The organism is Mycobacterium sp. NGS41, from assembly GCF_059812725.1.
This window is the reverse complement of sequence record NZ_JCALDF010000014.1, coordinates 78339-104648: the sequence shown is the minus strand read 5'-3', so window position 1 is coordinate 104648 and position 26310 is coordinate 78339. Positions and strand designations below refer to the sequence as shown.

The following is a 26310-nucleotide window of genomic DNA, read 5'->3' as shown; positions in this document are numbered from 1 at the left end:
GCTGAAATCACCGCACGAGGCGGGGACGGCCGAAATGCGTTCGCACACCGGGTGAAAACAGCGCGCGCAACCGCTCGCCGTCAGGTTGAACTCCGCTGGCGTACAGCAATTCGTCGTCTAGCCCGACGATTTCGGCCGCCCGAAACGACCATGGCTCGTGTTCGTTCGGTACCCACCACGTGCGGCCTGCCTTGCGGGTGTGCGCGCCCCAGCGGGCAGTCAGCCACACCTCCAACGGCGTCGGATCGACCACGTCGCCAACGGTTACCGTCATCCGGCTGCGCAATCCGCGCCGCGGCCACCGCCGCACGCTGTGATAGGTGATCTGGTCGCTCGACCGCATCACCCGCATCTTCGCCCACGTGTAGGGGATGCCGAGGCCGACTCGGAGGAGGGGCACCACGGCCAGCCGCGACGTTTCCAGCGACCGGAAGAGCACCCCGTGGCGGCCGGCGTCGTCGACCGAGTAAAGGCGGACGTTGGTCTCGGCAAAGCTGCCGAAGTACGGAAGGCCAAGTGCGGTACCAAGTTTAGTACTCGTCAGGACAAACGGGATCAATCCCACGTACGTCCTGCCGTCGGCGTAGACATCGGGACGAGTGCCGGGCGGAAACACCTCGGCAACGCTCTGCGGACAGATTGGCCAATGCAGGAACGTCAGGTCGGTCCAGCGTTGATCAACGATCACCCGGCCAGACAGCGGTGGTGGAGTGGCCGAAAGACCGTAAGTATTAATGCGCACCCAATTCGCCGCTGAGGTACTGGTCACGGCAGGCTAGCCGCGCCAGCTTTCCACTGGTAGTGCGCGGAATGGCGCCGGCCGGCAGGAATACCACGTCTGCGACGGACAGCCCGTGGCGGTTCGACACCGCCGAGCGGATGGCCTCGATCGCCGGCTGCGGGTCGGCGCGGCTGGTGCCGGGTGCACGTTCGGCGACGATCACCAGTTGTGGGCGGGCCAATGTCGGTGGGTCGCCGACTGATGCCGGCAGTTCGTTGCCCGGCGCGGAGAATGCGGTGACGTATCCGCGCCGAACCAGCGGCGACGCCTCCGCGGTGGTGGCTTCGATGTCCTGCGGATAGTGGATGCGGCCGTCGGCCTCGTCCAGGTTCACCAGGTCGGCGATCCGGCCGGTGACGTAAAGCTCGCCGTCCAGATACACGCCCAGATCGCCGGTCCGCAGCCAGTTTCCGTCGACCAGCGCACCGTCGGCGTGGCTGCCTTCGGGAAGCTGCGATTGCAGCTTGGCGCCGAAAGCCAGCCGGGTCTCGTCGGGTCGCCCCCAATAGCCCCGGCAGACGTTGTCGCCCAGCAGCCAGACCTCGCCCACCTCACCATCCGGCAATTCCGTTCCGGTGTCCGGGTTTACGATCACTCCCCACAGGCTGCGGGCAACCTGGCCGCACGACACCTGCACGACGGCGTTGGGGGCATCCGCTGCCACGCGCACCGCCCGCCCGAAGCCCAATTGCTCACGGTCGAGATAGATCACCGTGGTCTCGGCCGCGTGGTCGATGGTCGCGATCATCAGGGTCGCCTCCGCGATACCGTACGAGGGTTTGAACGCCGTACGCGGTAATCCGTACGGGGCGAACGCTTTATTGAACGTCGTCACCGCATCGATGCTCACCGGCTCGGAACCGATGATCAGTACCACGTTGTGCAGCCCGATGTCGTCGCCGGGCGCGGGCAGCCCACGTTGCGCGGTCCACTCGTATGCGAAGTTGGGCGCTGCGGTGACCACCCGTCCGGTCGCCGATCCGGCAGACAGGGCTTGGATCCAGCGCTGCGGCCTGCGGACGAACGCGGTGGGCGACATCAGCGTGGTGTGTCCGCCGTAGACCGTCGGAAAGCCGATCATGGACAGGCCCATGTCGTGGTAGAGCGGTAACCAGCTGACGCCGTGGGTGTTTCGGTTCAGCAGGTCGATCGACAGGATCATCTGCACGAGGTTCGTTCCGACCGCGCGGTGGGTGATCTCCACGCCGACCGGCGGCCTGGTGGTCCCCGAGGTGTACTGCAGGTGGGAAACGGCGCCCATGTCCAATTCGACCGGAGCGAACGTCTCCCCCGCCGAATCGGGTATCTGATCGATGACAATGACGTGCGGTCGTCGTAGCTGTGGGAGGCCGGCCAGAAAATTCTCGACGGCGTCTTTGGCCGCGGTCGTGGTGAGCACCAGCGCTGGTTCCGAATCGCGAAGTGCGGTGTCGAGGCGTTCCGCGTGGCCCGGCAGTTCGGGAGCGAACAACGGCACCGCGATGCTGCCCGCCTTGATCGCGGCGTAGAAACCGGCAACGTAGTCGATGCCCTGGGGCGCGAGGATCGCGACCCGGTCACCGTGGCCCGCGAACTGTTGCACCCGTGCGCCGATAGCCTGCAGCCGCACCCCGAATTCAGCCCAGGTGACCTGATGGGCCTGTCCTTCCGAGCGGGCATAGTCCAGGTAGCGGTAAGCCACCTGTTCGCCGATATTCGCGACGTTGCGTTCGATGAGCGAGATCAGCGTAGTGCCCGGCGGCAATGCGATGTTGCCGTCGGTATCCAGGCAATCCTCGATCTCTAGCAGGCCTTTTGGAGCCTCCGACTCCTGCTGGGAACCGAAATCCATAATCGAAGTCTAAGCACGCAACGTCCGCTAAAGTCCGTGCCGTACTCGGCGCCGCGACAGCGAAGGCAGGAGCATCCGTGAAGTCAGGCGACCAGGACACCGCGACCACCGGCCGCGATGCGGCGCTCGCCCGAGTGTTTGCCTACCGCGAGCGCGGACGGTCCAGGCCGATGCCGGTTCGCGCGTCCGTGGCCGTCTTGGGCGGCGTCCTGTTGCTTTTGTGCATCCCGCTCATCGTGCTGCTTCCGGAAGTCGGGATACCCGTGCTGCTGGTCGCCTTTCGCCTGCTCGCGGTCGAAGTCGACTGGGCCGCACGGGCCTATGCGTGGACGGACTGGCGCTTCACCCAACTGGGCGACTGGTATCGCCGGCAGTCAAAAGCGGCCCGCGCGGTAATCATGAGCGTTCTACTTCTGCTGGCCGCGGCTCTGGTGTGGCTGATCGTCTACGAATTCGTCTGATGTTCGGCCCGCGTTGTGCTGCAGTGCTTTTCAGGCGAGCCGCCGGTCAGGAGGCGCTGCCGGGGGCGGAATCTTGCTGAGCGGCCTCGGAGTACAGCGCACCCAGCTGTGGCACCTCGAGCGGAACATCCTTTCGCGCTCCACCGATCGCGCTGCTCAGCAGCGGTGCCAATCCAGCAAACGACCCGACATCGAACAACATCAGCGTCAGCAAACGGTTGTGCACGTAGGCTAGTGAGCTGCCGGTGTCTGGGTCGGCCCACCCGACGGTGCCGCCGAGACCGATATGTCCGTACCCCGGCAACAGCCCCGGTACCGGCGACGACTGGTAGCCGTGATGGTAGGTGAACGGGATGCCGAGGTTCAGATCCGGCGTCAGCTCGGGCTTGCCCCGCAACCCGTCTACCAACTCCGACGACAGCAGCCGTGAGCCCTCGATCGCACCGCCGTTGGCGATGGCGCCGTACACCTTGGCCAGGGCGCGCGCCGTCACGACGCCGTTGACGGCGGGTACCTCGCCGTCCAGGAACGGCATTTCGCCTTGCAGCATCGAAAGAATGCCGGGAAAGTAGATCGACCCCAACACGCCGGAGAACGACAGCCCGGCGATTTTCGGCGCGACGAAGTCGAGCACCGGGGTAGGGAAATTCGCCTGCGGCAGCAGCGTCTGGGCAACGGTCGTCGGCGCGCCGGCCGGCGGACGGCCAAGGTGCAGACCGTCGGTGTCGAGCGGTTGGGCCAGTTCTTCGCGGAACAGCTCACGCATGCCTTTGCCGGTCACCGCCCTGGCCAGCCCGGACAGCAACCATCCGTAGGTAATCGCGTGATAGGCCAGCTTGCCGTGCAGGGAGTCCAATGGCGCGGCGGCCAGCCGCGCCTCCATCCCAAGGTGGTCCAATATCTCGTCTTTGCCGACACCCTTGAGGTGGGCAAGGCCGGATCGATGCCGCAACACGTCGCTGACGGTGATCTCAGATTTGCCGTTTTCCCCGAACTCCGGCCAGAACTGGGCGACCGGCTCGTCGTAGGACAGCAGCCCGCGGTCGACCAGCCGGTGGATGACCGTCGCGGTCAGCCCCTTGGTGGCGGAGAACACCATGGCGCCGGTATCGGCCGTCCACGGCACCTTGCCGTCCCGATCGGCAAACCCCGTCCACACGTCGACGACCTGAACACCGTCGATGTACACCGAGAGCGCTCCGCCGCCGAACTTGCGGGCGGGGAACAAGGCCGAAAAAGCTTTGACGGCCGCCCCGAAACGCGAATCGCAGGCGCCTCCCACGCCGGAAGGCAGGCCATTGTCGGGGGTGAGGATGGACGGTTTCGCCATAGATGAATGATTGCGCCCGCCGTTTCCCGGCGCATGCGAATGCCGATTTACGGGTTCAGGCCGGTCGCCATGACGGGTTCCGGCCGAGCCGGGCCAGCAACCTCGACTGCGGGTCGGCATCGTCGCTGATAGCAAACGACGCTGCGAACATCCCCGAAGCGCTCAGCGCGTCCGGGTCGGCCGGCAGTTGCGCCAAGAAGACCGCGCACCAGCCGGGATCCAGCGAATCGTCGGCTCCGACGGCACGGGCCAGGTCCCAGGTATGCACCAGCACATCCTGCGTCAGGCGTGGGATCAGTTTGTTCGCATCCAGATGCGTGGCTGGATTGTTCGCGATTGCCGGCACCCCGATGACCCGCTCGAAAAGTCCTGTGTCGCCCAATGCTTGCCGCAGGCCCTGATAGGTCAGGTCCCACCGCTGCTGCGGGTCGTCATGGGGCCGTTGTGGTGTCAGGCCCAGCGGACGCAGGAGCAGCACGTCGTGAAAGCCGATCACGTGCTCGAGCACATCTCGGGCCTGCCATCCCGCACACGGCGAACTGCGGTCCCATTTCCCGTCGGCCGATCGGACGGCGGAGCCGAACCGCTGGCATACCGCCAGGTGGAGCTCGCCCGCATTCATGCTCAGGTATCCGACCGCAACAGCCTTCGCACCAGCGAGCGGTTCGGGTCGGCGTCGCGCTCGGCGAGCATGAGCTCGATGCCCTCCTCGACCGCCCCGGCGGTGCGTTCGCGCACCTTGCGGGCCACGGTGTCGTCGGCTTCTTGCCCTTGGAACGATTTGGTGGGGATGGGCTCGCCGAACCAGTAGTACTGGCGCTCCGGACGCGGAAGCGGCGTCAAGCCGACGCCACGTACCAGCGGAGGCGCGTCGGGTGAACCGAGCAGCTTCTCGGTCAGGAATCCCAGCGGCGCCAGCAGCGGGGAATTCCCGTCGAGCAGGATGTCGATACCGTGTTCGGCGCCCACCGACGCGAACGGCACAATCGGATAGCCATGCTGAATGGCCAAGCGCGCGAAGCCAAGCCGGTTCTTCCACACCAGCTTGTAACGTTCGTTTCTGCGCTTGCTGACCTCTCGGCCACCGCCGGGAAAGACCATGACCAGCTCGCCGCGTCGCATCAATTCCGACGTGATCTCTCGGGTGCCCTCCACCACGCCCATTCGAGTCAGCGCGTCGCGCCACCCCGGAACCTTGAAGTGGGCGTGGTCGCCGAGGGAGCGCACCATTCTCCCCCGCTCCCACAGCTCGGCAGCCAGCAACGGCGCATCGACCAGGCCGAGCGTGTTGTGATTGCCGACCAGCAAAGCCCGCTTGCTGGGTACGTTTTCGATGCCGTAGACCTGGGGCTTGATCACCTTGCGAAGCGGCTCCATGAGTCGCAGCGCGGCGGCAACGCCGGCTTTGGTGGGCGCAGGCGGAACCGCAATCGTGTCAGCTTGACTCACACGCTGAGTATGCGCGCCGCGCCCACCAACGGTCGATTTCGTCGGCCCAGCCCGATCGGGTGGGCGAAGGGCTTGCGCGGTAGGGTACGCGGCATGTCGGGTCGGAAATATTCTTTCGAGGTCAACAAGACCAGTAGCGCCCCCGCGGCGACGTTGTTCCGGCTCGAGGTCGACGGTGGAAACTGGTCGAACTGGGCCAAGCCGATTGTCCTGACCTCGAGTTGGGCGCGTCAGGGTGATCCGGCGCCCGGCGGCGTCGGGGCAATTCGCAAGGTAGGCGCGTGGCCGGTTTTCGTGCTGGAGGAAACGGTCGAGTACGAACAGGACCGCCGTCACGTCTACAAACTGGTTGGAACCGCCCCGGTCGAGGACTACCTGGCCGAGGTGGTGTTCACGCCGAATGCGGCCGGTGGCACCGACATCCATTGGAGCGGTTCGTTCGTCGAAAAGGTTCGCGGGACGGGCCCGTTGGTGCGGGCAGCGATGGGCGGCGCCGTGAGCTTCTTCGCCGGACGGCTGGTCAAGGCTGCCGAACGCGAGTCCGGTCGCTGACGTTCAGCTTTGGGATGCAAGGGTTTTGGCCGGTCTGGCCGACCCGTAGCGGATCTCCTCCCGGCGCCGTTGTCGGGCCCACCCGCAACTAGTAAGGTCGGCTAAGTGGTTGACGCCGTCATCGCGGGGGCCGGTCCGAACGGGCTGATGCTGGCCTGCGAGCTGGGGTTGGCGGGGATCCGGCCGGTGGTGTTGGACGCGATACCCGGCCCCAATCCAGAACCACGGGCGAATGGCATTGTGGGGCAAGGGGTTCGGATCCTCGACCACCGCGGTTTGTACGCCGCGCTGGCCGGGACGGCAACACGGCCGCAGCTCGCGCCGCGGGCAATGTTCGCGGCCTTTGCGCTGGATCTTGCGCTGGCACCGGATTCCCAGCTGTTCATGCTCCCCATCCAGCAGCCCAGACTTGTCCAGGTGCTTGCGCGGCGGGCCGGCGAATACGGCGTAGACATCCGTTGGGGTCATGCGCTGTCCGGTTTCGACCAGCACGACGGCGCCGTCACGGTACACATCGACGGTCCGGATGGTCCCTACGATCTGACCGCCGAGTACCTCGTGGGCGCCGACGGCGGCACCAGTCTGACCCGCAAGCTGGCCGGCATCGACTTTCCGGGGATGTCGTCGTACGACTTGGTTGCCCGCCTGGGCTTCGACATACTGCCACCGGCCGAATGGATCGATCCGGTGAGCGGCGGGCTGGATGTGCCGGGGTTTGGCCGTGTCCCGCCCCTGCTGTTCAATCGCGTCGAACGCGGTGTTTTCGCGTGGGGCGCGCTGGGCGGCCGGGCGGTCGTCATCGTCTTCGAATTGGACAGCACGGCTCGGGAACACGCGCGAGATATCCAGGACGACGGCGACGGCCCGCCCATGAGCCTGGCGGAGCTGGAGGCCGCCGCCGCGCGGGTGCTGGGCGCGACTGTGCCGCTGCGCGCCGCGTCCGCGGAGGGGCCGCTTGACCTGCGCAGGTTCTCCGGCATCAACTCACGGATCGCCTCCAGGTACCAGGTGGGGCGGGTAATTCTGGTCGGCGACGCCGCACATGTTCACTCCCCGATGGGTGGACCGGGGCTCAATCTCGGTTTGCAGGACGCGGTGAACCTGGGTTGGAAGCTGGCTGCCGTTCTCAACCGGCGCGTCCAACCCGATTTGCTTGCCACCTACGAGGCCGAGCGTCGGCCCGCCGCCGAACGGGTTGTCATGCACAGCCGCGCCCAGCTGGCTCTGGTCCGGCCCGGGCCGGAGATCACCGCGCTACGGGAACTGTTCTCCGAATTGGTCAGCGAGCCGGATATCGTCCGTCGCCTCACCGACCTGCTGTCGGGCGCGGAAAACCGCTACCCGGCGGACCCTGGCGCCCATCCATTCGTCGGGCGCTGGGTTGCCGACTTCGCGGTGGAAAACGCCGGCGCGACAAGGCGGGTCGCCGAGCTTGCCCGCGATGGGCGGCCACTGCTGCTCGACCTCACCGACCGCGCCGTGGTGGCCGCCGCGCTCTCCGACGTCGAAGACCAGATCACCCTCGCGACCGGACGTGCGGCCGCTGATCTGGCAGCCAAGGCGCTGCTGGTACGGCCGGATGGTTATGTGGCCTGGGCATCGTCGGCGGACACACCGGACACCCGGGAAATGCGTGAGTTGCGTCGCACCCTCGCCTACTGGTTCGGCTGCTGAGCCGCTACTTCGAACCGACCTGCCGTAACTGGGAAAATTTGATAGAAGCTCGAATGCCCATCGATCTAGTTCAGTCGCTACCGTGATCATCCATGCGCGGATGGATCCTCGAGGAATCGCCCGGCGAGTACCGCTGGGCCGATGTTCCGACCCCAGTGCCAGGTCCGGGAGAGGTGCGCATCGAGGTCCGTGCATCGGCCCTCAACCACATCGATATCTGGCTGACACGGGGGACGCCCAAGCCGCGATCCTTCCCGCACGTCTCGGGCTCCGACGTCGCCGGTGTGATCGACATGGTCGGCCCAGGCGTGACCGACTGGGAGCCGGGCGACGAAGTCGTGATGGAGGCGGGCGTCACCAGTCACGAGGCGATCCTCACACGCGGCATCGACAACATCGTCGACCCTGGGCTGCACCTGCTCGGTGAGCACCGGTGGGGTGGTCACGCCGACTACGTCGTGGTCCCGGCGTGGCATCCGGTCCGCAAGCCGAAGCACGTCTCGTGGGTCGAGTGCGCGGCGTATCCGGTGTGTCACGTGACAGCCTGGCGGATTTTGCGCAAGGGCCGCGTGCAGGCCGGGACGAAGGTGCTCGTTGTCGGGGGCGGCGGCGGAGTAGCCGTCGCATCGCTGCTGATCGCCAAGTACCTGGGCGCCGAGGTCTACGTGACGTCGCGGGACGAGGCGAAGCGGAAGCGCGCGAAGGAGCTCGGCGCAGTCGAGGCGTTCGATTCCGCCGGGCCATACCCGGTCAGGGTGGAGGTCGTCGTCGACACCGTGGGCGCGGCGACCTGGGAATCGGCGATCCGAGCACTCGATGCCGGCGGTCGCTACGTCACCTGCGGCGCGACCAGCGGGGTCCAGGTGCCGTTGTTACTGCCCCGGTTGTTCTTCAAGCACCAGGAGCTCATCGGGGTGACGACGGGATCACACCTCGAGTTCGTCCAGGTGACCGACCGCATCGCCCGGGGTCTCCCGGTGATCGTGGACGAGGTGTTCCCCTTCGACGCCTACCCCGAGGCGCTGGCCAAGCTCGCCAAGGGCGACCAGATCGGCAAGCTGGTCCTAGAGCACTGACGTTCGATGCTCTAAAACGCCGGCTCAGACGGTTTTAGCGGGAACCCTTCTCGCTTTCATACTTCTTGGCCATGTGCTCGACGGCCTGCAGCTGCGACTGCGCAAGGCCTTCCCGGACTTGGCCGGCCCGCGCGGCGGCCTCCAGCGTCGGTTGCGCCTGGCCCTGGAAATGCGGGATCACCTCGGCGGCGAACAGCTCGGCGGACCGTTTGGTCGCGGCCGGATTGGCCCACTCGTGGCCCATCTGCAGCATGCAGCCGAATCCGCCGGACTGATCCCACAGCCGCTGCACCTGGGCGCGCGCCCGCTCCGGGCTACCGATGACGCCGGCTCCGTTGTCGTTGATGATGTCGATCATCTCGTCCAGCTGCTCCCCCGGCATGGTCATCTGCGGGAATGCGGCCACCTTCTGGAAATAGTTGAACCACGACTCGATGCCGAACTTCACGTCTTCCCGTGCCTGCGCGTCGGTCTCGGCGATGTGGAACGGCCCGACCAGCGACCAGTTGTTGCGGTCTACCTGGGTGCCGAAGGCCGCGGCGCGTTCTTCGACGATGTCCCAGTGGTAGGACAGCGCATTGAAACCGTCCACCGTCAGCGTCGCGCCGATGGACAGCAAGCCGATGCCGTGCTTGCCGGCCAGCCGCGCACCCGTGGGTGAGGCGACCGCTGCCACCGCCAGCGGGATGCCGCCGTCGGAGTAGGGAGCCAGCTGCAACTGGGCGTCGAACAGCTGGTGCGTCGCGGTCTTGGCGCTGACGGTCTCCCCCGCCAGCAGCCGCACGACGATGTCGAGGTTCGTTTCGAGAAGCTCACGAGTGTCGGTGGGATTCAGGCCGATCATGGCGGAATCGGTGGGCAGTGAGCCCGGCCCCATCCCGCCGATAATTCGGCCATGGGTGAGGTGATCGAGCAGCATCAACCGATCGGCGACCCAAAGCGGGTTGTGGTACGCCAGCGAGATGACGCCGGTGCCGAACCGAATTCGCTTCGCCCGCTCCGCAGCGGCGGCGATAAACACCTCCGGCGAGCTGATGATCTCGCTACCGGCGGAGTGATGTTCGCCCAACCACACTTCATCGAAGCCCAAGGCGTCGAGGTGTTCGATGAACTCCAGGTCGCGCTGCAATGCGAGCGTTGGGTTGGTGCCGGCACGGTGAAATGGCGCGATGAAATATCCGAACCTGAGCTTGGCCATTGCGGCTCCCTTTGCAGTCGAGTTGCGGAGAACCTTAACTCGAATGCAGCCAGGGACCCTAAGCCTTACTTACCGAACGATCACGGGTAGCCGCCGCAGACGTTGCCGACGCAGCCGCCGCCACCGCCCGGGCCTCCGCCGCCGCCGCCGACGCCGGGAATGCCGCCGCCTCCGCCGCCGGGTCCGCCGCTACCGCTGGGGCCACCGGGGATACCGCCGCCTCCGCCGCCGGGTCCGCCGCTACCGCTGGGGCCACCGGGGACGCCACCGCCTCCGCCGCCGGGTCCACCGCTACCGGTGGGGCCTCCGGTGCCTGGTGCGGATGTCTGCCCAGGCGCAACGCTGGATGAAGGGGCCGTCGTCATCGGAGTGGTCGGCGTCGTGGAACTGCTCGGTCCTTTGTTTCCGCCGCCGCCGCATCCGACCGCCAAGACAAGCATGGCGGCACCTCCGAACACCGCGACGGCCGTCCTAGCTTGTGATCTCATCAGCTCCCCAATCTCGTTGAGTCCTTGGTCGTACCTACCCCGTCAAGCGGGGGTGCAAACGGGACCGAACAGACGACGAGATCTGGACCGAAATGAAAAGGCTGGTAGCCGAATTCGCGGTGGTAGGCCTTTACCCCTCTTTGGTGATCAACCGGCGCAGTGCCTCGCGGTCCGGCGTAAGCAGCTCAGCGATGCGCGGGTGGTTCACCTCGGCGACGATGATCTCGCCGACCTCCTGGTAAACCTCGCTGAAAATGCCGTGGGACTTCATCTTTTCCGTTTGATACTGGTTGTCCTCGGTCGGCGTGACGTAGTACACCGCGTCCGCCTTGAAGCGGTGCACCAGCCACAGGTGGATCAGCGTCATCAGCCGCTTCTGCCGCAGCTTCTCGGCGAAGGTGTTCTGATCGCGCACCTGCAGGATGCTGCGGCCGTGCCGGTCCTTGATGGGATCGACGACGACGTTGGCCAGCTGCTCGTCACCGCTGCCGTAGATGCCGAGCTCGAGCACATCCGAGCCGGCGCGGCGGGGCCGCAGTTGCACGCGGAGCTTCTCGCCGAGTTGGTAGTGGTCGCTCCACAACGCCAGCCATTCCTCCAGCAACTTTTTCGGCACCTCGGTCTGGACCAGATGCTGGTGCTGCGTGGAGCCCTTGCCCATCGCCTTCGTGGTCGCCGTGCGTCCCGACGAGGCGGCCAACGCCCCGTCGCTGCGCGGCCCGCCGACCAGCGTCTGCGGAGTGCGGTACGGCGACTCGACCAGGCGCATCTTGCGCTGCAGCCGGGCCAGTGCCAGCATGCCGTCCTGCTTGAGGTTGGTAGCGAACTCCTCGGCGGCGACGCCGTCGATCTGATGTCCGCCGTAGGTGATGAAGTTGAAGACGAAGCCCATCTTGCCGAGCTCTTCGGGGAACTGCTTCATTTCATCATCGCTCATGCCGGTGGTGTCCCAGTTGAACGACGGGGAGAGGTTGTAGGCCAACATCTGGTCCGGGAACTCGGCGTGGATCGCCACGGCGAACTCCCGCGCGTCGGCCAGATCGGCTGTCTTGGTTTCCATCCAGAGAATGTCAGCGAACGGTGCCGCCGCCAGCGATTTGGCGATCGCATACGGAATGCCGCCGCGGATCTGGTAGTAGCCCTCCGGCGTCTTTGCCAGTTCGCAGTCCCATCCCGGGTCGACGCCCAGCTCCGCCGCTTTACGCCGGGCGTCGTAGAGCGACGCACGCGCGGCGAAGGCCCGCCACTCCTCGGACGTCATCCCACGTGGCTCGTCATCGCTCTCGTCGAATTCCAGGACCTCGGCCACGGCTTCGCCGTACGTCATCACCCCGGCGTCGTCTTCCCAAGCGGCGACAAACCGCGATTCAACTTGGTCGTAGACGTCGTCGATCAAGGTCTCGTCGCTCTCCCGCCACTTGTTGACCGCCTCGGAGACCAGGTCCGTGATGCCGTTGCGCTCAAGCCATGCCTGGGCGGCCGCGTACTCTCCGTCGCTGAGGGCGTAGAGCAGGTGACCGTTGAGTTGTTTGGCGCCCAATTCGTAGAAGTGCCGCATCATCGCCAGGAAGCAGGCCTTGTACGAAGGAATCTTCAGATTGGTGGCACCCAGCAGGAACGGCTGGTCTCGCTCGTCGGCCCGGCTGTCGATCAGGGTGGCCGCCTCGGCGTCGGTGCGGGCCACGATGATGCCGGGCACCTGCATGACGTCGAGCTGGAAGCGCGCGGCGTTGAGACGCTTGATCTGTTCGTCTGACGGCACCAGTACCTTGCCGCCCTGGTGGCCGCATTTCTTGGTCCCCGGGCGCTGGTCTTCGATGTGGTAGCCCGGCACGCCGATTTCGACGAAGCGGCGGATCAGGTTGCGCACGTGCGGGTCACCGCCGTGGCCGGTGTCGGCGTCAGCGATGATGAACGGCCGAAAGTCGACTTCTGGGCTCGTGGCGCGCTGTTGCTCACTCATTTGCAGCCGCAGGTACTGCTGATTGCGGTCGGCGGTAAGAAGCGCCCGCACTAGCACCGCGGCATCGTCGGGCACCTGGCTCAGCGGGTAGCTGGCCAGGTCGGGGCCGGGGTCTTCGGTGGTGGAGCCCTTGGCCGAGGTTGCCCAGCCGCCGAGGTAGATCCCCTCGATGCCCATCCGCTTCATGCTCACGGCCTGGCCCGGCGAGTAGGGACCGAACGTCGTGATGCTCTTTTTCTCTGCGTAAAGTTCGCGCAGGCGCTCATAGAAAGCTGCCGCAGCCTCCCGCGCCACGGTGTAGTCGGTGGGGATGGTGCCGCGCTGTTCTACTACTTGGCGGGCCGAGTAGAGGCGAGTAATCCCGGCAAAGCGCGGGCCGTCGAAGTATCGCTGTGTGGCGGCGACCTGTTGTTCGAACTGTGAATGGACCTCAGTGTCCGATTCGATGATGGCCATGGCCTTACGCTCCCTCTACAGCACGGTTCCGCTGTCGCAGAGAGTGTATCCCCGGACTGGGTGGTTGAATCACGGGTCGGCAGAGCGTTAGCAGCCACTTCGGACGCAGGACTTTCAGCCTGCGCGCTGGTGCAGCCAATCCCGCTGACGGCGTACAAAATCCGCGTCGACCGGTTTGCCGTGACCCGGGACGTAGATCGCGTCCGCTCCGCCGGCCGAGAGCAGCCGATCCAGTGTCGCCGGCCAGGCGGCCACGTCGGAATCGTGGTCAATGAAGGGGTCGGCGGATTCCTCGACAAGATCGCCGGTGAACACCACGGGCCGGCCGTCGTCGTCGGCATCGTGCGTGATCACGACCAGATCCGCGTTGGTGTGGCCACGACCCAGGTGGGTGACAGTGACGCTGCGGTTGCCGAGATCGATAGCGGTGTCATAGATTTCGTGCTGCGGCGGTCGCAATGCCGCGATGGCGCGGTCAACCTCAGCACGGTCCGCGCCGTAACTCAGTGCGTGACTGCGAAGCTGGTCCGTGGCCGACGACAGGTAGTCGGCGACTTCAGGTGCGCAATACATCTCGGCTTCGGGAAACGCGGCGGAACCGAGCACATGATCGAAATGCTTGTGCGTCAACACGATATGCGTCACCGGGCCACCGGTGAGGCGCCGGGCGCCGGCATCGATCGCGGCCGCCTCGCTGAGCGTGGTGCCGGTGTCGACGAGCAGTGTTCCGGCGCTGCCATGGACCAGCCCGATGGTGACGTCGCAGAACGGTATCCGGCAGCGTTGCACCCCGTCGGCCACCTGTTGCCAGGCGAAATCCATAGAAAGAGCATAGAAAAAATGGAGGCCGTGCAGCCACTGCGGGTCAGTAGGATTCGCGCATGGGGTGGAGATCTCCGGGACGGATCATCACTGTGGTCGTTGCCGTCGTAGTCCTAATCGTCGGGGTGGCGAGCTGGCTCCTGATCCGCTTCGACTTGATGCCCGACACCAACGCTGGGTCTGTGCACCCCACCGCAATCAAGGGCACACAGGTCGTTATCGTGACCGCCGTCGATGCCAACGGACAACCGGCCAGCGGTTACCGGCAGGCGCCTGCTTCGCAGGATCTCGGCAGTGTCGCCGAGGTCTCCAACTGCACCGCGTCCCGGGCCGCGGTTGCGGTCGATATCTATCTCTGTGCGCCCAGCGCTGCCGGGGCCGACGTGTGTTGGCCGTCGACGCCAAAATCCCTGCTGTGCCTCAACGATCCCTGGGACACCGGGCTGCGCCGGGTGACCTACACCGAACCGCTTCCGCACGTGAAGCCACCGGCATCGCCCGAGCCGTTTGCGTTGCTTCTCGACGACGGCACACGATGCCGTCTGCGTAACGGCGGCGCATGGGGCGGACGTGACGACGGCTTGGTCGGTGCTTACGGTTGTCCCAACGCAAATCTGGCAGTGCTCGTCCCTGCGCGACGGGAGGGTGATGCGTCGACGATCGACCAGTCGCAGCCGATGTGGACTGTGAAGATCGGTTCGCTGGGCTCCGGTGATCCGCATCTGCCGTCGCCGCAGACACGCGCGGTGAAAACGGCCTGGTTCGCCGGCGCTTAGCCGGGCCGGGCTTCGGAAGGAGGAATGAATGCGCGCAGTTGTCATCGCCAAGCATGGCGACCCGTCCGTGTTGCAGGTGCAGCAGCGGCCGGACCCGCCTCCCCCTGGCGCCGGCCAGATGCAGATCGCCGTTCGCGCCGCGGGGGTGAACTTTGCCGACCACCTCGCCCGGGTCGGCCTGTATCCGGACGCTCCGAAGCTTCCAGCGGTGGTCGGATACGAGGTAGCCGGAACGGTCGAGGCCGTCGGCGCCGGAGTCGACCAGAGCCGCGTCGGGCAACGTGTCTTGGCCGGCACGCGATTCAATGGTTACTCCGAAATCGTCAACGTGGCAGCGAATGACTCCGTGACGCTGCCGGACGGGGTGAGCTTCGAGCAAGGCGCCGCCGTCCCGGTCAACTACGCGACCGCCTGGGCGGGCCTGCATGGCTACGGGTCGCTGCGCGCCGGCGAGCGGGTGCTGATCCATGCGGCGGCGGGCGGCGTCGGCATCGCGGCCATTCAATTCGCGAAAGCCGCCGGCGCTGAAGTGCATGGCACCGCATCGCCTGGAAAGCACCAGAAGCTGGCCGAGTTGGGTGTGGACCGGGCAATCGACTATCGCCGCGACGGCTGGTGGAAAGGCCTGGAGCCCTACGACATCGTGTTCGATGCGCTGGGCGGCACGTCGCTGCGGCGGTCCTACGATCTGCTGCGTCCCGGCGGACGGCTTGTCGGCTACGGGATTTCGAACATGCAGCAGGGTGAAAAACGTTCGCTGCGCAAGGCGGCACCCCACGCGCTGGCCATGCTGCGCGGGTTCAACCTGATCGACCAACTCTCGGAGTCCAAGACTGTTATCGGACTGAACATGCTGCGACTGTGGGACGATCGCGGCACGCTCGAGCCGTGGATCACTCCGCTGGCCCAAGCGCTCGATGACGGTACGGTCGCCCCGATTGTTCATGCCGCGGTGCCGTTCGCCGAAGCTCCGGAGGCGCACCGGATCCTGGCGGCGCGGGAGAACGTGGGCAAGGTGGTGCTGGTGCCGTAGGCAGAATGGCCGAACGGTAGTTCTCGGCGCTGTCGATCTGACAATATTGCGCAATGGCAGTTACCGATACCCGTGAAATCGTCATCGAGGCGACACCCGACGAGATCCTGGATGTGTTGTACGACCTCGAGAAGTTGCCCGAGTGGTTCCCGACGACCAAGTCCGTCGAAGTCTTGGAGCGTGATGACGAGGGCCGTCCGCGCGTAGCCCGGCAGGTCGTCAAGGTCGTGGGCGTTCCCGACGAGCAAGTACTTGCCTACTCGCAAGAAGACGACGGGGTGAGCTGGACGCTGGTAAGCGCCAAAGGGCAACGCGCGCAGGAGGGCCGGTACACGCTGACCCAGCAAGGCGATTCCACCAGGGTCCACTTTGACCTGATGATCGACCTAACCATCCCGGTCCCCGGGTTCCTGATCAAGCAAGGGACCAAGGGAATAATGGACCAGGCAACCAAGGGACTGCGTGATCGAGTGCTTAAGGTCAAAAAGGGCAAGAAGTAGCACCGCAGTGAGCACGCTTCGCCGGATCACGTCGGCCATGGCCGGGCCGGCACTCGTGATGGCGCTAACCGGCTTGGGTGGCCAGATTTCCACCGGTACGGCCGTGGCGGCGCCCCCCGGCGGGCCGTTGACGATCACCAGTCCCGCGTTCGCCGACGGTGCGTCAATCCCCGTGCAATACAGCTGCAAAGGGGCCAACACGGCGCCGCCGTTGTCGTGGTCAACGCCATCGGGCGCGGCGCTGGTAGTCGACGACCCGGACGCCCCAGGCGGAACGTATATCCACTGGATCGTCACCGGAATCCCGTCCGGTTCCGGCAGCACGTCGGATGGTCAGACTCCTGGTGGCGGCAAGGTGCTGCCGAACTCCGCGGGCCAGGCTTCGTACGCCGGGCCGTGCCCGCCGGGGGGCAGCGGCGTGCACCATTACCGGTTCACGCTGTACCAGCTTCCGGACAACTACCAACTGCCCGGCCACTTGGCCGGCGCGCAAGCCGCGCAGACGATCGCCGGCGCCGCAACCGCACAGGCCAAGCTCACCGGGACGTTCGAACTTGCGCTGCACGGGTGAGCATGGCTTGCCCGTCTGTCAACGGTCGTCGAGTACCTGATAGGCGGCGTTATAGCCGGGAGTGAACGTGATCCCCGGCCCGCCATGGCATCCCGCGCCGCCGAGGTAGAGGCCGTCGATCGGAATCGGCATGTCGAGGAAGCCCTTCGGCCCAGGACGGTTGGGCCCCATCAGGTCTGGATGCAGTAGACCGTGACAGAAGTCGCCGGCGGGTGCGCCGAACATCGTGTTCATGTGATACGGCGCGAATGTAATCTGCCGTATCACGATGTCCTTGAAGTTGGGGGCGAATCGGGTGATCTTGTCGATAACACGTTGAGCCATCTCGTTTTTGAGGTGACCGTGCTGGTCGCGGCTGACTTCGACGGGGAACGCGTATGCGAACGCACTGGCGGCGTGCTTACCGGGCGGGGCCATGCTCGGATCATGCACAGAGGGAATCTGCATTCCCATCGACGGGTTGTCCGGGACGATGCCTCGGCAACACGTTTCCCACTGCAGCTGTTGCTCTTCCGGAGAGCCGAAAATGCCGACCGACTGTTGCATGCCCTCCTCGTTCAACAGTTCATACGGCGGCGCGAACTCAGGCAGGCCGTCCAGGGCAAAGTGAATCTGCACGAAGGATGCCCGGTGATCACGGTCCGAAACACGCGATACCAGTTCTGCCGGAACATGTTCGGGTGCGATGAGCTCGGTGAGCGTCAGGTCCGGCGACAGGTTGGACACCACGATCGGCGCGCTGAGCATCGATCCGTCCCGTAGCCGCACACCGGTCACCTTGCCGTGGTCGACCAGAATCTCTTCGACCTTGGCGCGGAACCGGATCTCGCCGCCGTTTGAGACGAAGAGCTCGCGCAGGTGTTCGGTGAGCGCCCCGATGCCGCCCTTGAGCTTGGTCATCATCGCGGTGCTGTTGTCCGGCACCGCCAGGGCGAACGCCAGGCAGGTGGCACTGCCGGGGGTATAGGGGCCGCGATAGGTGGAGTTGACGGCCAGAAACGCCAGCATTCCCCGCATGACGGCGTGCTTGTCTTTGTCGGGCAGGTAGCGGTCGATCACATCCATCGCCGACCCGAACAGCATCTCGTGAATGGCCCGGCGTTCGGCGTCGTTGCCCGCGCACGCGTACATCTCGTCAAGGGTCTTGGGCGGCTTGCGAACATCGAAGCGGCCGAGCGCCTTTGCGGGCCCCTGACTCCATCCGATCAGCTCGGCCATGCCGGTGACGGCCTCGAAGCCGTGCTTGTCGCCGAGGTGGGTCATCAGCTGCATCGGATCGCGGTAGAAGACCATCGGCTCTTCTCCGTGTTCACCGATGTTGGTCGACATCACGTCGGGCTCCACTGTGGGCAGCGTGTCGAGGCCGAGATCCTTGGTGATCTGGCTTGCGGTGGGGAACTGCACCGAACCGGCGATCTCGTAGCGGAAGCCGTCGATCAATTCGACCGTCGCCGCCATTCCGCCCGCGTAGGTGTTTGCTTCCAGACACACCGTGCGCAGGCCCGCGCGCTGCAGAATCGCCGCGGCGGTGAGCCCGTTGTGGCCGGCGCCCACGACGATCGCGTCATACTCCGTCTTGGTCATAGTAGCCAAGAATATGTCAGTACTGACATAATTGGAAGATGCCAGCATCAAACCGTCATGAGCTACGCCGTCGGTCGACGCATGAGGCGCTTCGCCAAGCCGCGCTGAAGAGCTTTGCCCGCAAGGGATTTGCCAACGTGACCGTAATGGAGCTGGCTCAGGAGGCCGGCGTCACCGAGCGCACCTTCTTCCGCCATTTCCCAACCAAGGAGGCGGTGCTGTTCCAGGATTACGAGACACAGCTGGAATGGCTGGCCGAGGCGCTTGGGCAGCGTCCGGTTACCGAGTCGCTGTTCGACGCGGTGCTGGCCAGTGTCGCCACGTTTCCGCACGACCTGGAAGTGGTACGCCACGCCGCGACCGCCCGCGCGGAGTTGATCAGTGCCGAACGGGTCGCGGGTCACCTGCGGGTGGTGCAGTCGTCGTTTGCCCAGGTGTTGAGCGAATTCGTCCGTAGCCGGCGCCCGGAAGTCCCGAACCCCGACCTGGCCGCCGAGGTTGCGGGCTCTACTCTCGCGGCGGCCCTGGTTGTGGCAGTTGAGCATTGGGGCCGAAACGGGTGCATCGGCGACCTCGGTGAACTGGTGGCCGCCAGCCTGGATCTGGTGCGTTCAGGTTTGGCGCCGCTCGCTTAGCAGAATCGACGCAGGAAGACGTGCGCGCCTCAGTACAGCGGTGACCAGGCCGAGGTGCGCAGCAGCCGGCTGGTCCACTGGTCGCGCAGATCCAGTGCGTCGTGCATCCAGGTCCCCGGCGCGCGGTGTTCGGGGGGAATGTGGTTTCGCAGCAGCTCGATCAGCGCCTCCGGCCGCCGAATCCGCTGCATCAAGGTCACCTCGCGGCGCTGGTGGCTGCCGAGCGCGGGCTGGAAAGCGGCGTGGATCGACAGCATGGACGACGGCCGCTCGAGACTCTTGGCATACACCTGGCCGCAGCGGTCGATGTATTCCTCGAATTTGTCTTGGTAGGGCCACATGGTGTCTTCCATGTAGAGACTCAGATCGTGCTCGCGACCGTCGACCGGCACCTCGTGGAACGGCACTTCCTGCAGCGGCGACCACGCCAGCGGCACCAGTAGCTTGGATTCGACGTCGTGGCGGAGTTCGTCCACACGGCGCATCCACTTCTGCAGATCGCCCTTTTGCACCCGCAGGGCGAGACGCTCCCATGCGGCGCCATCTTGAATGGCGGTGATGGTGACGACGATGTAGGCGGGTCCGCTTCCTTGCGCGTGGTCGGCGTACCAGAGCAACCGGGCGTCGTCATCAGCGGCGAGCATCGGCATCCAGTGGTCCCGAAAAGCGGCCTCGAAGTCGTCTTCGGCGCGTCCGCGCACTTTGTGCACCTCGTGCATAAACAGCACGCCGAGACCTCCCATAAGGGGCGTTCCACTTTCACCGCCCTCGTTCAACGGACGGTATCGTTGGCGTTTCCCCGGGTTGACGCCGGGTCTACGTATGTCTAATGGTGCGGGTTCGGCGACCTAGACACTTGGGCCGAGAATCTGGTTTGCTCAAATCGGTACGCGTCGTTACCGGGCAGGAGATCGCGCATCAGTGGATATCGCTTCGGTCGACGAACTGCTCACCACGACGCGCTCGGTGCGCAAACGGTTGGACCTGACCAGGCCGGTCGGCCGCGACGTGATCCTCGACTGCATACGCTTGGCCATGCAGGCGCCCACGGCCAGCAACGAGCAGGACTGGCGGTGGCTGGTGGTCACCGATGCCGACAAGCGAGCCGCGATCGCCGACATCTACCGCAGCATCGGCGCGGAATACCTTGCGTACGCCGCCAAGAACACGTCGGATCCGCAGACCCGGCGCGTGTACGCCAGCGCGATGAGCCTCACCGAGACGCTGGCCCAAGTTCCGGTGCATGTCATCCCTTGCCTGGACCGCCGCTTCGACGACGCTGACCTGGGCGTGGCCGCGGCAGCCTGGGCGTCGATCATCCCGGCCGGCTGGAGCTTCCTGCTCGCCCTACGGTCGCGTGGACTGGGATCGGTCTGGACGACGATGCATCTGTTCAAGGAGCGGGAGGTGGCCGAGTTGCTGGGCATTCCGGCCACGGTCACGCAGGCCGCGCTGTTCCCGGTGGCCTACACGATTGGCACTGACTTTCGGCCGGCCGCACGCCCACCGGCGGAGACCGTCACTTCCTGGGACTCCTGGGGAGACACCTGATAGAAGAAGGCTGATGCAGTCCTACACCGTGCAATTCCATGTCGACGCACCCCCGCAAAAGGTATGGCGGGTGCTGCATCCGCCGGTCCCACCCAACTCGCCCCGCCCACGGGTCCTCAAGTGGCCGACCGGCAGCATGGAAATCCTCAACGAAGGCGACGAGGCCGGCGAGGGACTGGTCCGCACTTGCATCTTCGAAGTGCCCAAGTATCTGCTGTCCGGCGGCAGGGCGCGATCATGGGAGACCGTGACTGAGGCAAAGCTGCACAAACTGTCGCGATACGTGGCCGTCGGCGCGCCGCTGTGGTCACGCGCCGAGGGCTACCACGAACTCGAGGAGCAGCCCGACGGCACCACGGTGCTGACCTTCCACGAGACGTATCACGCCTACAACCCGGTGCTTCGGTTCTTCCTGGAACGCCCGGTGCACGCCAAGATTTCGCGCGACAACCTCGAGACTTACGAGCACGCGCTCGGCTATGCCGGCCGGGTGCGACGGCTAGACGTGAGCCGGTCAGGGAGCGGTTTGCAGCAGCGCGGCCACGAACGCGAGGACGGCGACGCATGCCGCGACTATCGCCGTCAGCGCAAGCATTGACCCGGCCGCGGCCAATCGGTCACTCTTGTTCGCGTTCTCATCGCGCATGACCCTGAGAGACCTCGGAATGCCGCGAAATAGGTCTGGCCAGGCCACCCGCGCAGTAGCCCGCCCCACCCCGGTGGGATCGGCCGATGTGCGGCGGTGCGGCGCCACCCCGGTGCCGTTGGCGAAAAGCACAAACCCCGCCACAAACGACACCACGCTTACTATCACCAACACAATGGCAAGCCACAGCATTTATGCCCCCTCCTCATCTGCTGGCGGCTACCACCCCAGAGTGCAATCCCGTTGAGGTACAACCTGATTCACCGCGGTAGGCACCGCACGCAGACTAGTGTTGATCGCTGGCCGATCCGCCTTTCGTTTCGGTTCGGATACCCATCCAACTGCTGAGAAAAACGACGCGACTATCTAGCCGAGCTGCGCGCGGAAACAATTCACGCTTCGCCGGTGCTCGGCGCGCGTGCCACGAAGCGGTCGGCTTGATCTGCAAAATTCGAAATACGCTGGTCACCTCCGGTAACCTGCTTCCCATGGGTTTCAAGTCAGCAGCGGTTGCGGCGAAGGTTGTTGCCGCGGGACTGATGGTCGCGGCCTGGGCCGCATCCGCGGGAGTTGCCAGCGCGGATCCAGGGCCGACGCCGACGCCGACGCCGTCACCCGGGCCGTCCCGGGGACCGGCACCCGGGCCGGCGGCAGCAGGCCCGAAGACAACGATCGACAAAGACGGCGTCTACGTGGTGGGTAAGGACATCTTGCCGGGCACCTACAGTACGGCGGGACCGGTCGGCAACGGCACCTGCTATTGGAAGCGGATGGGCAATCCCGACGGCAATCTCATTGACAATAACTTGACTAAAAAGCCGCAGGTAGTGCAGATCGAGGCGACCGACAAGGCGTTCAAGACCAACGGTTGCCAGCCTTGGCAGACCACCGACGCCGCCCCTCCCGCAGCCGCCTCCGGACCGCTCGCGGGTCTCCAACTGCAAGGCAACCTGGCCATCCTCAATGGCTTGCTCGGCCCGAGCGGCCAGCGACTGCCCTAATCCTGAGGGGGCTGGCGGACTGATGGCGACCGGCCAGCAGGTGGTCGTGATCGGCGCCGGCGTGAGTGGCCTGACGTCCGCAATTTGTTTGGCCGAAGCGGGCTGGACCGTACAGGTATGGGCGGCCGACATGCCGCAGCAGACGACTTCGGTGGTGGCGGGCGCGGTATGGTCTCCGCCGCGGCCAGCTGAACGCGCTGCCCAGACGCTTGCCTGGAGCGCGCACTCGCTGCGGGTGTTTCAGGAGCTGGCCGAGGACCCCGCCACCGGAGTGCGGATGGCACCGGCGCTGATGGTCGGCGACCTGACCCGGTCCGAGGCGATGTCGTCCGCGGCCGAGCTGATCCCCGACCTGCGACCGGCCGACCCGGCCGACATCCCCGCGGATTTCCATGCCACCATGCCGATGGTCGACATGCCCCAATACCTCGAATACCTGACCAAGCGGCTGGCCGCGGCCGGCTGTGAAGTCGAGATCCGCCGGGTGCGCTCGCTGGCCGAGGCCGCCGACGCGGCACCGATCGTGGTCAACTGCGCCGGGCTGGGCGCCGGGGCCCTGACCGGCGACGATACCGTTCGGCCACTGTTCGGCCAGCATGTCGTGTTGGCCAATCCCGGCCTGCAGGAACTATTTCTGGAAATCGACAGTGGCTCGGAATGGACCTGCTACTTCCCGCACCCGCAGCGCGTGGTGTGCGGCGGTACCAGCATCCCGGACCGTTGGGATCTCACCCCTGATCCCGACTTGACCGACCGGATCGTCGAACGTTGCCGTCGAATCCAGCCGCGGTTGCGTGACGCCCGGGTGATCGAGACGATTACCGGTCTGCGTCCCGACCGACCGGCGGTACGGCTGGAGGCTGAGCAGCTGGGGCGTGCGCGCTGCCTGCACAACTACGGCCACAGCAGCAATGGTGTGACCTTGTCATGGGGTTGCGCGCGCGACGTGGTGCGCCTGGTCAACGGCTAGCTCGCAAGCAGCAGCGCGGTGTCTACCGAGGAGTACATGGGCAGCAGGCCGTGCAGTCCGCACGCGGCGATGGTCTGGGCCACCACTGGCTGGCTGCTGACGAGCCGCAGACTGACACCGCGCTGACGGCACCGCTCGGCCTCCTGAGCCAGGACGGCGTAGCCACAGGAACCGATGAACTCGAGGTCACGGACGTCGATCACGAACGGACCCGGGGCGACCGCGATGGAGGCGTTCCGCCGCACCAGGCGCTGCCACGAGCTCTCATTGCTTGCGTCGACGTCGCCGCCGACATGAACGACCACCGCCGAGCCACTACATTCGGTGAATGCCCGCAGGCCGCTCGGCATGTCACCCGAATGAGGACTCAGACGCGTGCTCGAAGTCTCCGGGAACTCGATCGCGACAACGTCCATCCTGTGCAAATTCCCGTCTTGGTGCGCGGATGAGTGAGCGGATAAGTGTCGCCTTCCTGAGTGCCAGAAAGGCCACTGGCGGCGTGTCGTCATAGCGGAGGTATGCCCGTTTTTATGGTGTTGCTAAGCATATGTCGAACAAGAACTGACAACCAGGGCTGTCGGCGACCGAAATCGGGAGGCAATAGGCGGTGAGCTCGATTGAGCATTGACTATGCGCTGCACGGCCACATCGTCACCGTCACGATCAACCGTCCTGAGTCCCGCAATTCGCTGGACATGGAACATTTCCGCGATTTGGCCCATGCTTGGGCGGCTTTCCGCGACGACCCGAGCGCCTGGGTTGCAGTGGTCACCGGCGTCGGGCGGGATTTCTGCACCGGAGCCGATCTGAAGAAATTCATTCCGGAATTGACCGGTGACCTGCCCCAGCCCGCGGGCTGGAACAAGGCCGACGCTATTCACGCCGTCCTGCACCGGTTTCCGGTGTACAAGCCGATCGTGGCAGCGGTGAACGGGACGTGCGTGGCCGGCGGTTTCGAGATGCTGGGTTCCACCGACATCCGGGTGGCGGTGCCCGAGGCGCGATTCGCGGTGATGGAACCGAAGCGTGGGCTGTTCGCCGGGGGCGGCACGACGGTGCGGTTGCCGCGTCAGATCCCCTATGCGCTGGCGATGGAGTTGCTGCTGACCGCGGACATGGTGGACGCGCAGCGGGCTCTGGAGATGGGATTGCTGAACCGGGTGGTCCCGGCGGACCGGTTGCTGGATACCGCCTACGAGTACGCCGAGCGCATCGCGGCCAACGCACCGCTCGCGGTGTTCGCGACGAAGCAGTCGGCCGCCGAAGCCCTCTCGCTTGACCTCGATTCGGCGTACGACAACGAGACCCGGCACAGCGATCGGGTATTCGCTACCGAGGACGCCAAAGAGGGGCCGCGCGCGTTCGCAGAGAAGCGGCCGCCGCGCTGGCAGGCCAAGTAGTTCCCCGTAGCTATTGCCTGCTGCGCTTAACGCGGCGAGTCAGCAGCGACAGGATCCAGCTGACGATGGACAACAGGATCGCGGCCCAGATCGCGTCCCACCAGAAGTGGTCGATCTGCAATCCCCACCCGGTGGTGTGTTTGGTGATCCAGGCGGTGAGCCACAGCATGAAGCCGTTGATGACGACGTGGAACAACCCCAGCGTCAGGATGTACATCGGGATGGACAGGATCTGTACCACCGGTTTGACGAATGCATTGACCAGACCGAAGATCACCGCGACGACGAAGATGATGCCGACCTGTTCCAATTTGGTGTCGCCGCCGACGAAATGCACTCCTTTGACGAACAGGGTGACAACCCATAAGGCGAATCCGGTCAATGCGGCGCGCAGCAGGAAGGGGCCCATGCGCCGATCTTTGCACGCGCTGGGTCAATTCAGGTTGTAGAAGCGCTGCGCGTTCGACGCGCCGATCTTTTCCCGCGCTTCTTCGCTGATATCGGTGCGGGTGCGCAGATGCTTGGTGCTTTCCGGCCATTCGCCGTCCCAGTGTGGGTAGTCGCTGGCGAACATGATGAAATCGGCGCCCAGGACGTCGATTACGCCGGGCAGGATCGGTTCCTCCGGTTCGCAGGTGACCCAGATGTTGCCCGCCGCCAGATATTCGTGTGGGTCTCGGCGCCAGCCCCGTTCGACCCAGTCGCCACGTTTCTCGTAATGCTCGTGCAGGCGATCGATGAAGAACGGGACCCAGCCGGCGCCCGCCTCGAGGAAAGCGACCCGCAACTGCGGATGCCGCTCGAACACTCCGCCGGAGACCAGCGCGGTCATCGCCGTCATCTGGTCGAACGGAAAGCTGATGCAGTGCACCTGGATGTAATTGGTGAACCGGTCCACGCCGATCTTCGGCAGGTGAATGCCGGGTGCACCGTGGATGCCCAACGGCATCTGCAGCTCCACGGCGGCTGCGTAGAACGAGTCGAGGTCGGGATGGTCGAGGTTGCGGGCCTTGAGTGCAGGCGGGACCAAGGTCGCGACCAACCCCAGGTCTTTGGCCTCGTGCATGATGTCGATGGCCACCTGCCCGTGTTCGACCGGCGTCACCGCGACGCCGCGCAGCCGGCCGTTCGTCGGCGCGCAGTAGTCGGCGATCCACTCGTTGTACAAGCGCGCGAATCCCGCTGCGAAATCGGGATCTTCGAGGCTGGGCACGCAGAGACCGAGGCTGGGATACAGGACCATCGTGTCGATGTGATCACGGTCGGCATCCCCCACTACTCCCTCGGCCGTCCGGCAATTGACGTCGGGCGCCTTGGTGATCCCGTGCTCGGGCGGACAGCCCGCGCCGGGCCCTTCGTCCTCCGGGTAGTTGCGGCCTTCGAACATCAACCGCATGCGCTTGTCGGTGCTGGGTTTGACGTAATCGGGCCAGCGTCTGATCGCTTCGGTCGCCAGCGAAGAGTTCTCGGCGACGTGTCCATCGGCATCGATGATCCGCATAGACCGGGAACTTACTCCCGCGCACCGCGTGGTCAATCAACTCGCACCACCGCGACTGCTA

Annotated in this window: 27 protein-coding genes and 1 pseudogene; 14 read left to right on the top strand and 14 right to left on the bottom strand. The window is 65.4% G+C overall.

Annotated elements, in window-relative coordinates; genetic code table 11:
- Positions 1-7: 7 nt before the first annotated feature.
- Complete coding sequence (locus tag AC5Y21_RS15025) at positions 8-769, bottom strand: YqjF family protein (RefSeq protein ID WP_499913244.1); 762 nt, start codon at positions 767-769, stop codon at positions 8-10.
- Positions 732-2612, bottom strand: coding sequence for a fatty acyl-AMP ligase (locus tag AC5Y21_RS15020; protein ID WP_499913243.1), 1881 nt, complete (start codon positions 2610-2612; stop codon positions 732-734). The genes AC5Y21_RS15025 and AC5Y21_RS15020 overlap by 38 nt, the downstream gene beginning before the upstream one ends.
- Before the next feature lie 77 nt (positions 2613-2689).
- Between AC5Y21_RS15020 and AC5Y21_RS15015 the strand changes: the two genes are divergently transcribed.
- Complete coding sequence (locus AC5Y21_RS15015) at positions 2690-3073, top strand: hypothetical protein (RefSeq protein WP_499913242.1); 384 nt, start codon at positions 2690-2692, stop codon at positions 3071-3073.
- A gap of 46 nt (positions 3074-3119) precedes the next feature.
- Here the strand turns inward: AC5Y21_RS15015 and lipL are convergent, their stop codons facing one another.
- Genes lipL through AC5Y21_RS15000 form a run of 3 tightly spaced genes read right to left on the bottom strand, consistent with a single transcriptional unit; the run spans position 3120 to position 5780 of the window.
- Positions 3120-4403, bottom strand: a complete 1284-nt coding sequence (lipL, locus tag AC5Y21_RS15010) for an esterase/beta-lactamase LipL (RefSeq protein ID WP_499913241.1) — start codon at positions 4401-4403, stop codon at positions 3120-3122.
- Between the two features lie 55 nt (positions 4404-4458).
- Complete coding sequence (locus tag AC5Y21_RS15005; protein WP_499913240.1) at positions 4459-5025, bottom strand: maleylpyruvate isomerase family mycothiol-dependent enzyme; 567 nt, start codon at positions 5023-5025, stop codon at positions 4459-4461.
- Positions 5026-5027: 2 nt separating this feature from the next.
- On the bottom strand, positions 5028-5780 hold the full coding sequence (locus tag AC5Y21_RS15000) for a lysophospholipid acyltransferase family protein (RefSeq protein ID WP_499913267.1): 753 nt from the start codon (positions 5778-5780) through the stop codon (positions 5028-5030).
- Positions 5781-5945: 165 nt separating this feature from the next.
- Here AC5Y21_RS15000 and AC5Y21_RS14995 point away from each other — a divergent pair, with 165 nt between their 5' ends.
- The 3 genes from AC5Y21_RS14995 (at position 5946) to AC5Y21_RS14985 (ending at position 9154) form a co-directional block, all read left to right on the top strand.
- Entirely contained in the window at positions 5946-6404 is a 459-nt protein-coding gene (locus tag AC5Y21_RS14995; protein ID WP_499913239.1) for an SRPBCC family protein, read from the top strand.
- A 105-nt stretch (positions 6405-6509) separates the two neighbouring features.
- Complete coding sequence (locus AC5Y21_RS14990; RefSeq protein WP_499913238.1) at positions 6510-8078, top strand: FAD-dependent monooxygenase; 1569 nt, start codon at positions 6510-6512, stop codon at positions 8076-8078.
- A gap of 92 nt (positions 8079-8170) precedes the next feature.
- Positions 8171-9154, top strand: a complete 984-nt coding sequence (locus AC5Y21_RS14985) for an alcohol dehydrogenase catalytic domain-containing protein (RefSeq protein ID WP_499913237.1) — start codon at positions 8171-8173, stop codon at positions 9152-9154.
- A 34-nt stretch (positions 9155-9188) separates the two neighbouring features.
- Here AC5Y21_RS14985 and AC5Y21_RS14980 read toward each other — a convergent pair whose 3' ends face one another.
- The 4 genes from AC5Y21_RS14980 to AC5Y21_RS14965 all read right to left on the bottom strand — a co-directional run bounded on the left by AC5Y21_RS14980 (position 9189) and on the right by AC5Y21_RS14965 (position 14081).
- Positions 9189-10352, bottom strand: a complete 1164-nt coding sequence (locus tag AC5Y21_RS14980; protein ID WP_499913236.1) for an LLM class flavin-dependent oxidoreductase — start codon at positions 10350-10352, stop codon at positions 9189-9191.
- An 80-nt stretch (positions 10353-10432) separates the two neighbouring features.
- A complete protein-coding gene (locus AC5Y21_RS14975; protein WP_499913235.1) occupies positions 10433-10840 on the bottom strand; it encodes a hypothetical protein in 408 nt (135 codons plus the stop codon).
- Positions 10841-10970: 130 nt separating this feature from the next.
- Positions 10971-13259 carry an isocitrate lyase ICL2 gene (gene aceA, locus AC5Y21_RS14970; protein ID WP_499913234.1) on the bottom strand — a complete coding sequence of 763 codons (2289 nt, stop codon included), beginning with the start codon at positions 13257-13259 and terminating at the stop codon, positions 10971-10973.
- A gap of 114 nt (positions 13260-13373) precedes the next feature.
- The gene (locus AC5Y21_RS14965) at positions 13374-14081 is read right to left on the bottom strand and encodes an MBL fold metallo-hydrolase (protein WP_499913233.1); all 708 of its coding nucleotides are present in this window, start codon (positions 14079-14081) and stop codon (positions 13374-13376) included.
- Positions 14082-14140: 59 nt separating this feature from the next.
- Between AC5Y21_RS14965 and AC5Y21_RS14960 the strand changes: the two genes are divergently transcribed.
- The 4 genes from AC5Y21_RS14960 to AC5Y21_RS14945 are packed head-to-tail and all read left to right on the top strand — an operon-like array spanning position 14141 to position 16961.
- Positions 14141-14857, top strand: coding sequence for a hypothetical protein (locus AC5Y21_RS14960; RefSeq protein WP_499913232.1), 717 nt, complete (start codon positions 14141-14143; stop codon positions 14855-14857).
- Between the two features lie 28 nt (positions 14858-14885).
- Positions 14886-15890, top strand: coding sequence for a synaptic vesicle VAT-1 family membrane protein (locus tag AC5Y21_RS14955; protein ID WP_499913231.1), 1005 nt, complete (start codon positions 14886-14888; stop codon positions 15888-15890).
- A 53-nt stretch (positions 15891-15943) separates the two neighbouring features.
- On the top strand, positions 15944-16390 hold the full coding sequence (locus tag AC5Y21_RS14950; protein WP_499913230.1) for an SRPBCC family protein: 447 nt from the start codon (positions 15944-15946) through the stop codon (positions 16388-16390).
- A gap of 37 nt (positions 16391-16427) precedes the next feature.
- The gene (locus tag AC5Y21_RS14945; RefSeq protein WP_499913266.1) at positions 16428-16961 is read left to right on the top strand and encodes a YbhB/YbcL family Raf kinase inhibitor-like protein; all 534 of its coding nucleotides are present in this window, start codon (positions 16428-16430) and stop codon (positions 16959-16961) included.
- An 18-nt stretch (positions 16962-16979) separates the two neighbouring features.
- Here the strand turns inward: AC5Y21_RS14945 and AC5Y21_RS14940 are convergent, their stop codons facing one another.
- Positions 16980-18545, bottom strand: coding sequence for a phytoene desaturase family protein (locus tag AC5Y21_RS14940; RefSeq protein ID WP_499913229.1), 1566 nt, complete (start codon positions 18543-18545; stop codon positions 16980-16982).
- Between the two features lie 38 nt (positions 18546-18583).
- Here AC5Y21_RS14940 and AC5Y21_RS14935 point away from each other — a divergent pair, with 38 nt between their 5' ends.
- The gene (locus AC5Y21_RS14935) at positions 18584-19180 is read left to right on the top strand and encodes a TetR/AcrR family transcriptional regulator (protein WP_499913228.1); all 597 of its coding nucleotides are present in this window, start codon (positions 18584-18586) and stop codon (positions 19178-19180) included.
- A gap of 29 nt (positions 19181-19209) precedes the next feature.
- Here AC5Y21_RS14935 and AC5Y21_RS14930 read toward each other — a convergent pair whose 3' ends face one another.
- The gene (locus tag AC5Y21_RS14930) at positions 19210-19899 is read right to left on the bottom strand and encodes a hypothetical protein (RefSeq protein ID WP_499913265.1); all 690 of its coding nucleotides are present in this window, start codon (positions 19897-19899) and stop codon (positions 19210-19212) included.
- A gap of 202 nt (positions 19900-20101) precedes the next feature.
- Here AC5Y21_RS14930 and AC5Y21_RS14925 point away from each other — a divergent pair, with 202 nt between their 5' ends.
- The 4 genes and pseudogenes from AC5Y21_RS14925 to AC5Y21_RS14910 all read left to right on the top strand — a co-directional run bounded on the left by AC5Y21_RS14925 (position 20102) and on the right by AC5Y21_RS14910 (position 23348).
- Positions 20102-20731 (top strand): nitroreductase family protein, encoded by a 630-nt coding sequence (locus tag AC5Y21_RS14925; protein ID WP_499913227.1) that lies wholly within the window; start codon positions 20102-20104, stop codon positions 20729-20731.
- A gap of 13 nt (positions 20732-20744) precedes the next feature.
- Positions 20745-21233 (top strand): annotated as a pseudogene (locus AC5Y21_RS14920) (SRPBCC family protein); the annotation flags it as partial.
- A 632-nt stretch (positions 21234-21865) separates the two neighbouring features.
- The gene (locus tag AC5Y21_RS14915) at positions 21866-22378 is read left to right on the top strand and encodes an Rv1352/Rv1906c domain-containing protein (RefSeq protein WP_499913226.1); all 513 of its coding nucleotides are present in this window, start codon (positions 21866-21868) and stop codon (positions 22376-22378) included.
- Between the two features lie 22 nt (positions 22379-22400).
- Positions 22401-23348, top strand: coding sequence for an FAD-dependent oxidoreductase (locus tag AC5Y21_RS14910; RefSeq protein ID WP_499913225.1), 948 nt, complete (start codon positions 22401-22403; stop codon positions 23346-23348).
- Here the strand turns inward: AC5Y21_RS14910 and AC5Y21_RS14905 are convergent.
- Positions 23345-23764: an anti-sigma factor antagonist gene (locus AC5Y21_RS14905; protein WP_499913224.1), complete on the bottom strand. Its 420-nt coding sequence runs from the start codon at positions 23762-23764 to the stop codon at positions 23345-23347. The genes AC5Y21_RS14910 and AC5Y21_RS14905 overlap by 4 nt on opposite strands.
- A gap of 201 nt (positions 23765-23965) precedes the next feature.
- On the opposite strand from AC5Y21_RS14905, the gene AC5Y21_RS14900 reads away from it, so the two are divergent.
- Positions 23966-24748 (top strand): enoyl-CoA hydratase/isomerase family protein, encoded by a 783-nt coding sequence (locus AC5Y21_RS14900; RefSeq protein WP_499913223.1) that lies wholly within the window; start codon positions 23966-23968, stop codon positions 24746-24748.
- A gap of 10 nt (positions 24749-24758) precedes the next feature.
- On the opposite strand, the gene AC5Y21_RS14895 is transcribed toward AC5Y21_RS14900, so the two are convergent.
- Complete coding sequence (locus AC5Y21_RS14895; RefSeq protein WP_499913222.1) at positions 24759-25157, bottom strand: phage holin family protein; 399 nt, start codon at positions 25155-25157, stop codon at positions 24759-24761.
- Positions 25158-25181: 24 nt separating this feature from the next.
- A complete protein-coding gene (locus AC5Y21_RS14890; RefSeq protein WP_499913221.1) occupies positions 25182-26249 on the bottom strand; it encodes an amidohydrolase family protein in 1068 nt (355 codons plus the stop codon).
- Positions 26250-26310: the final 61 nt, after the last annotated feature.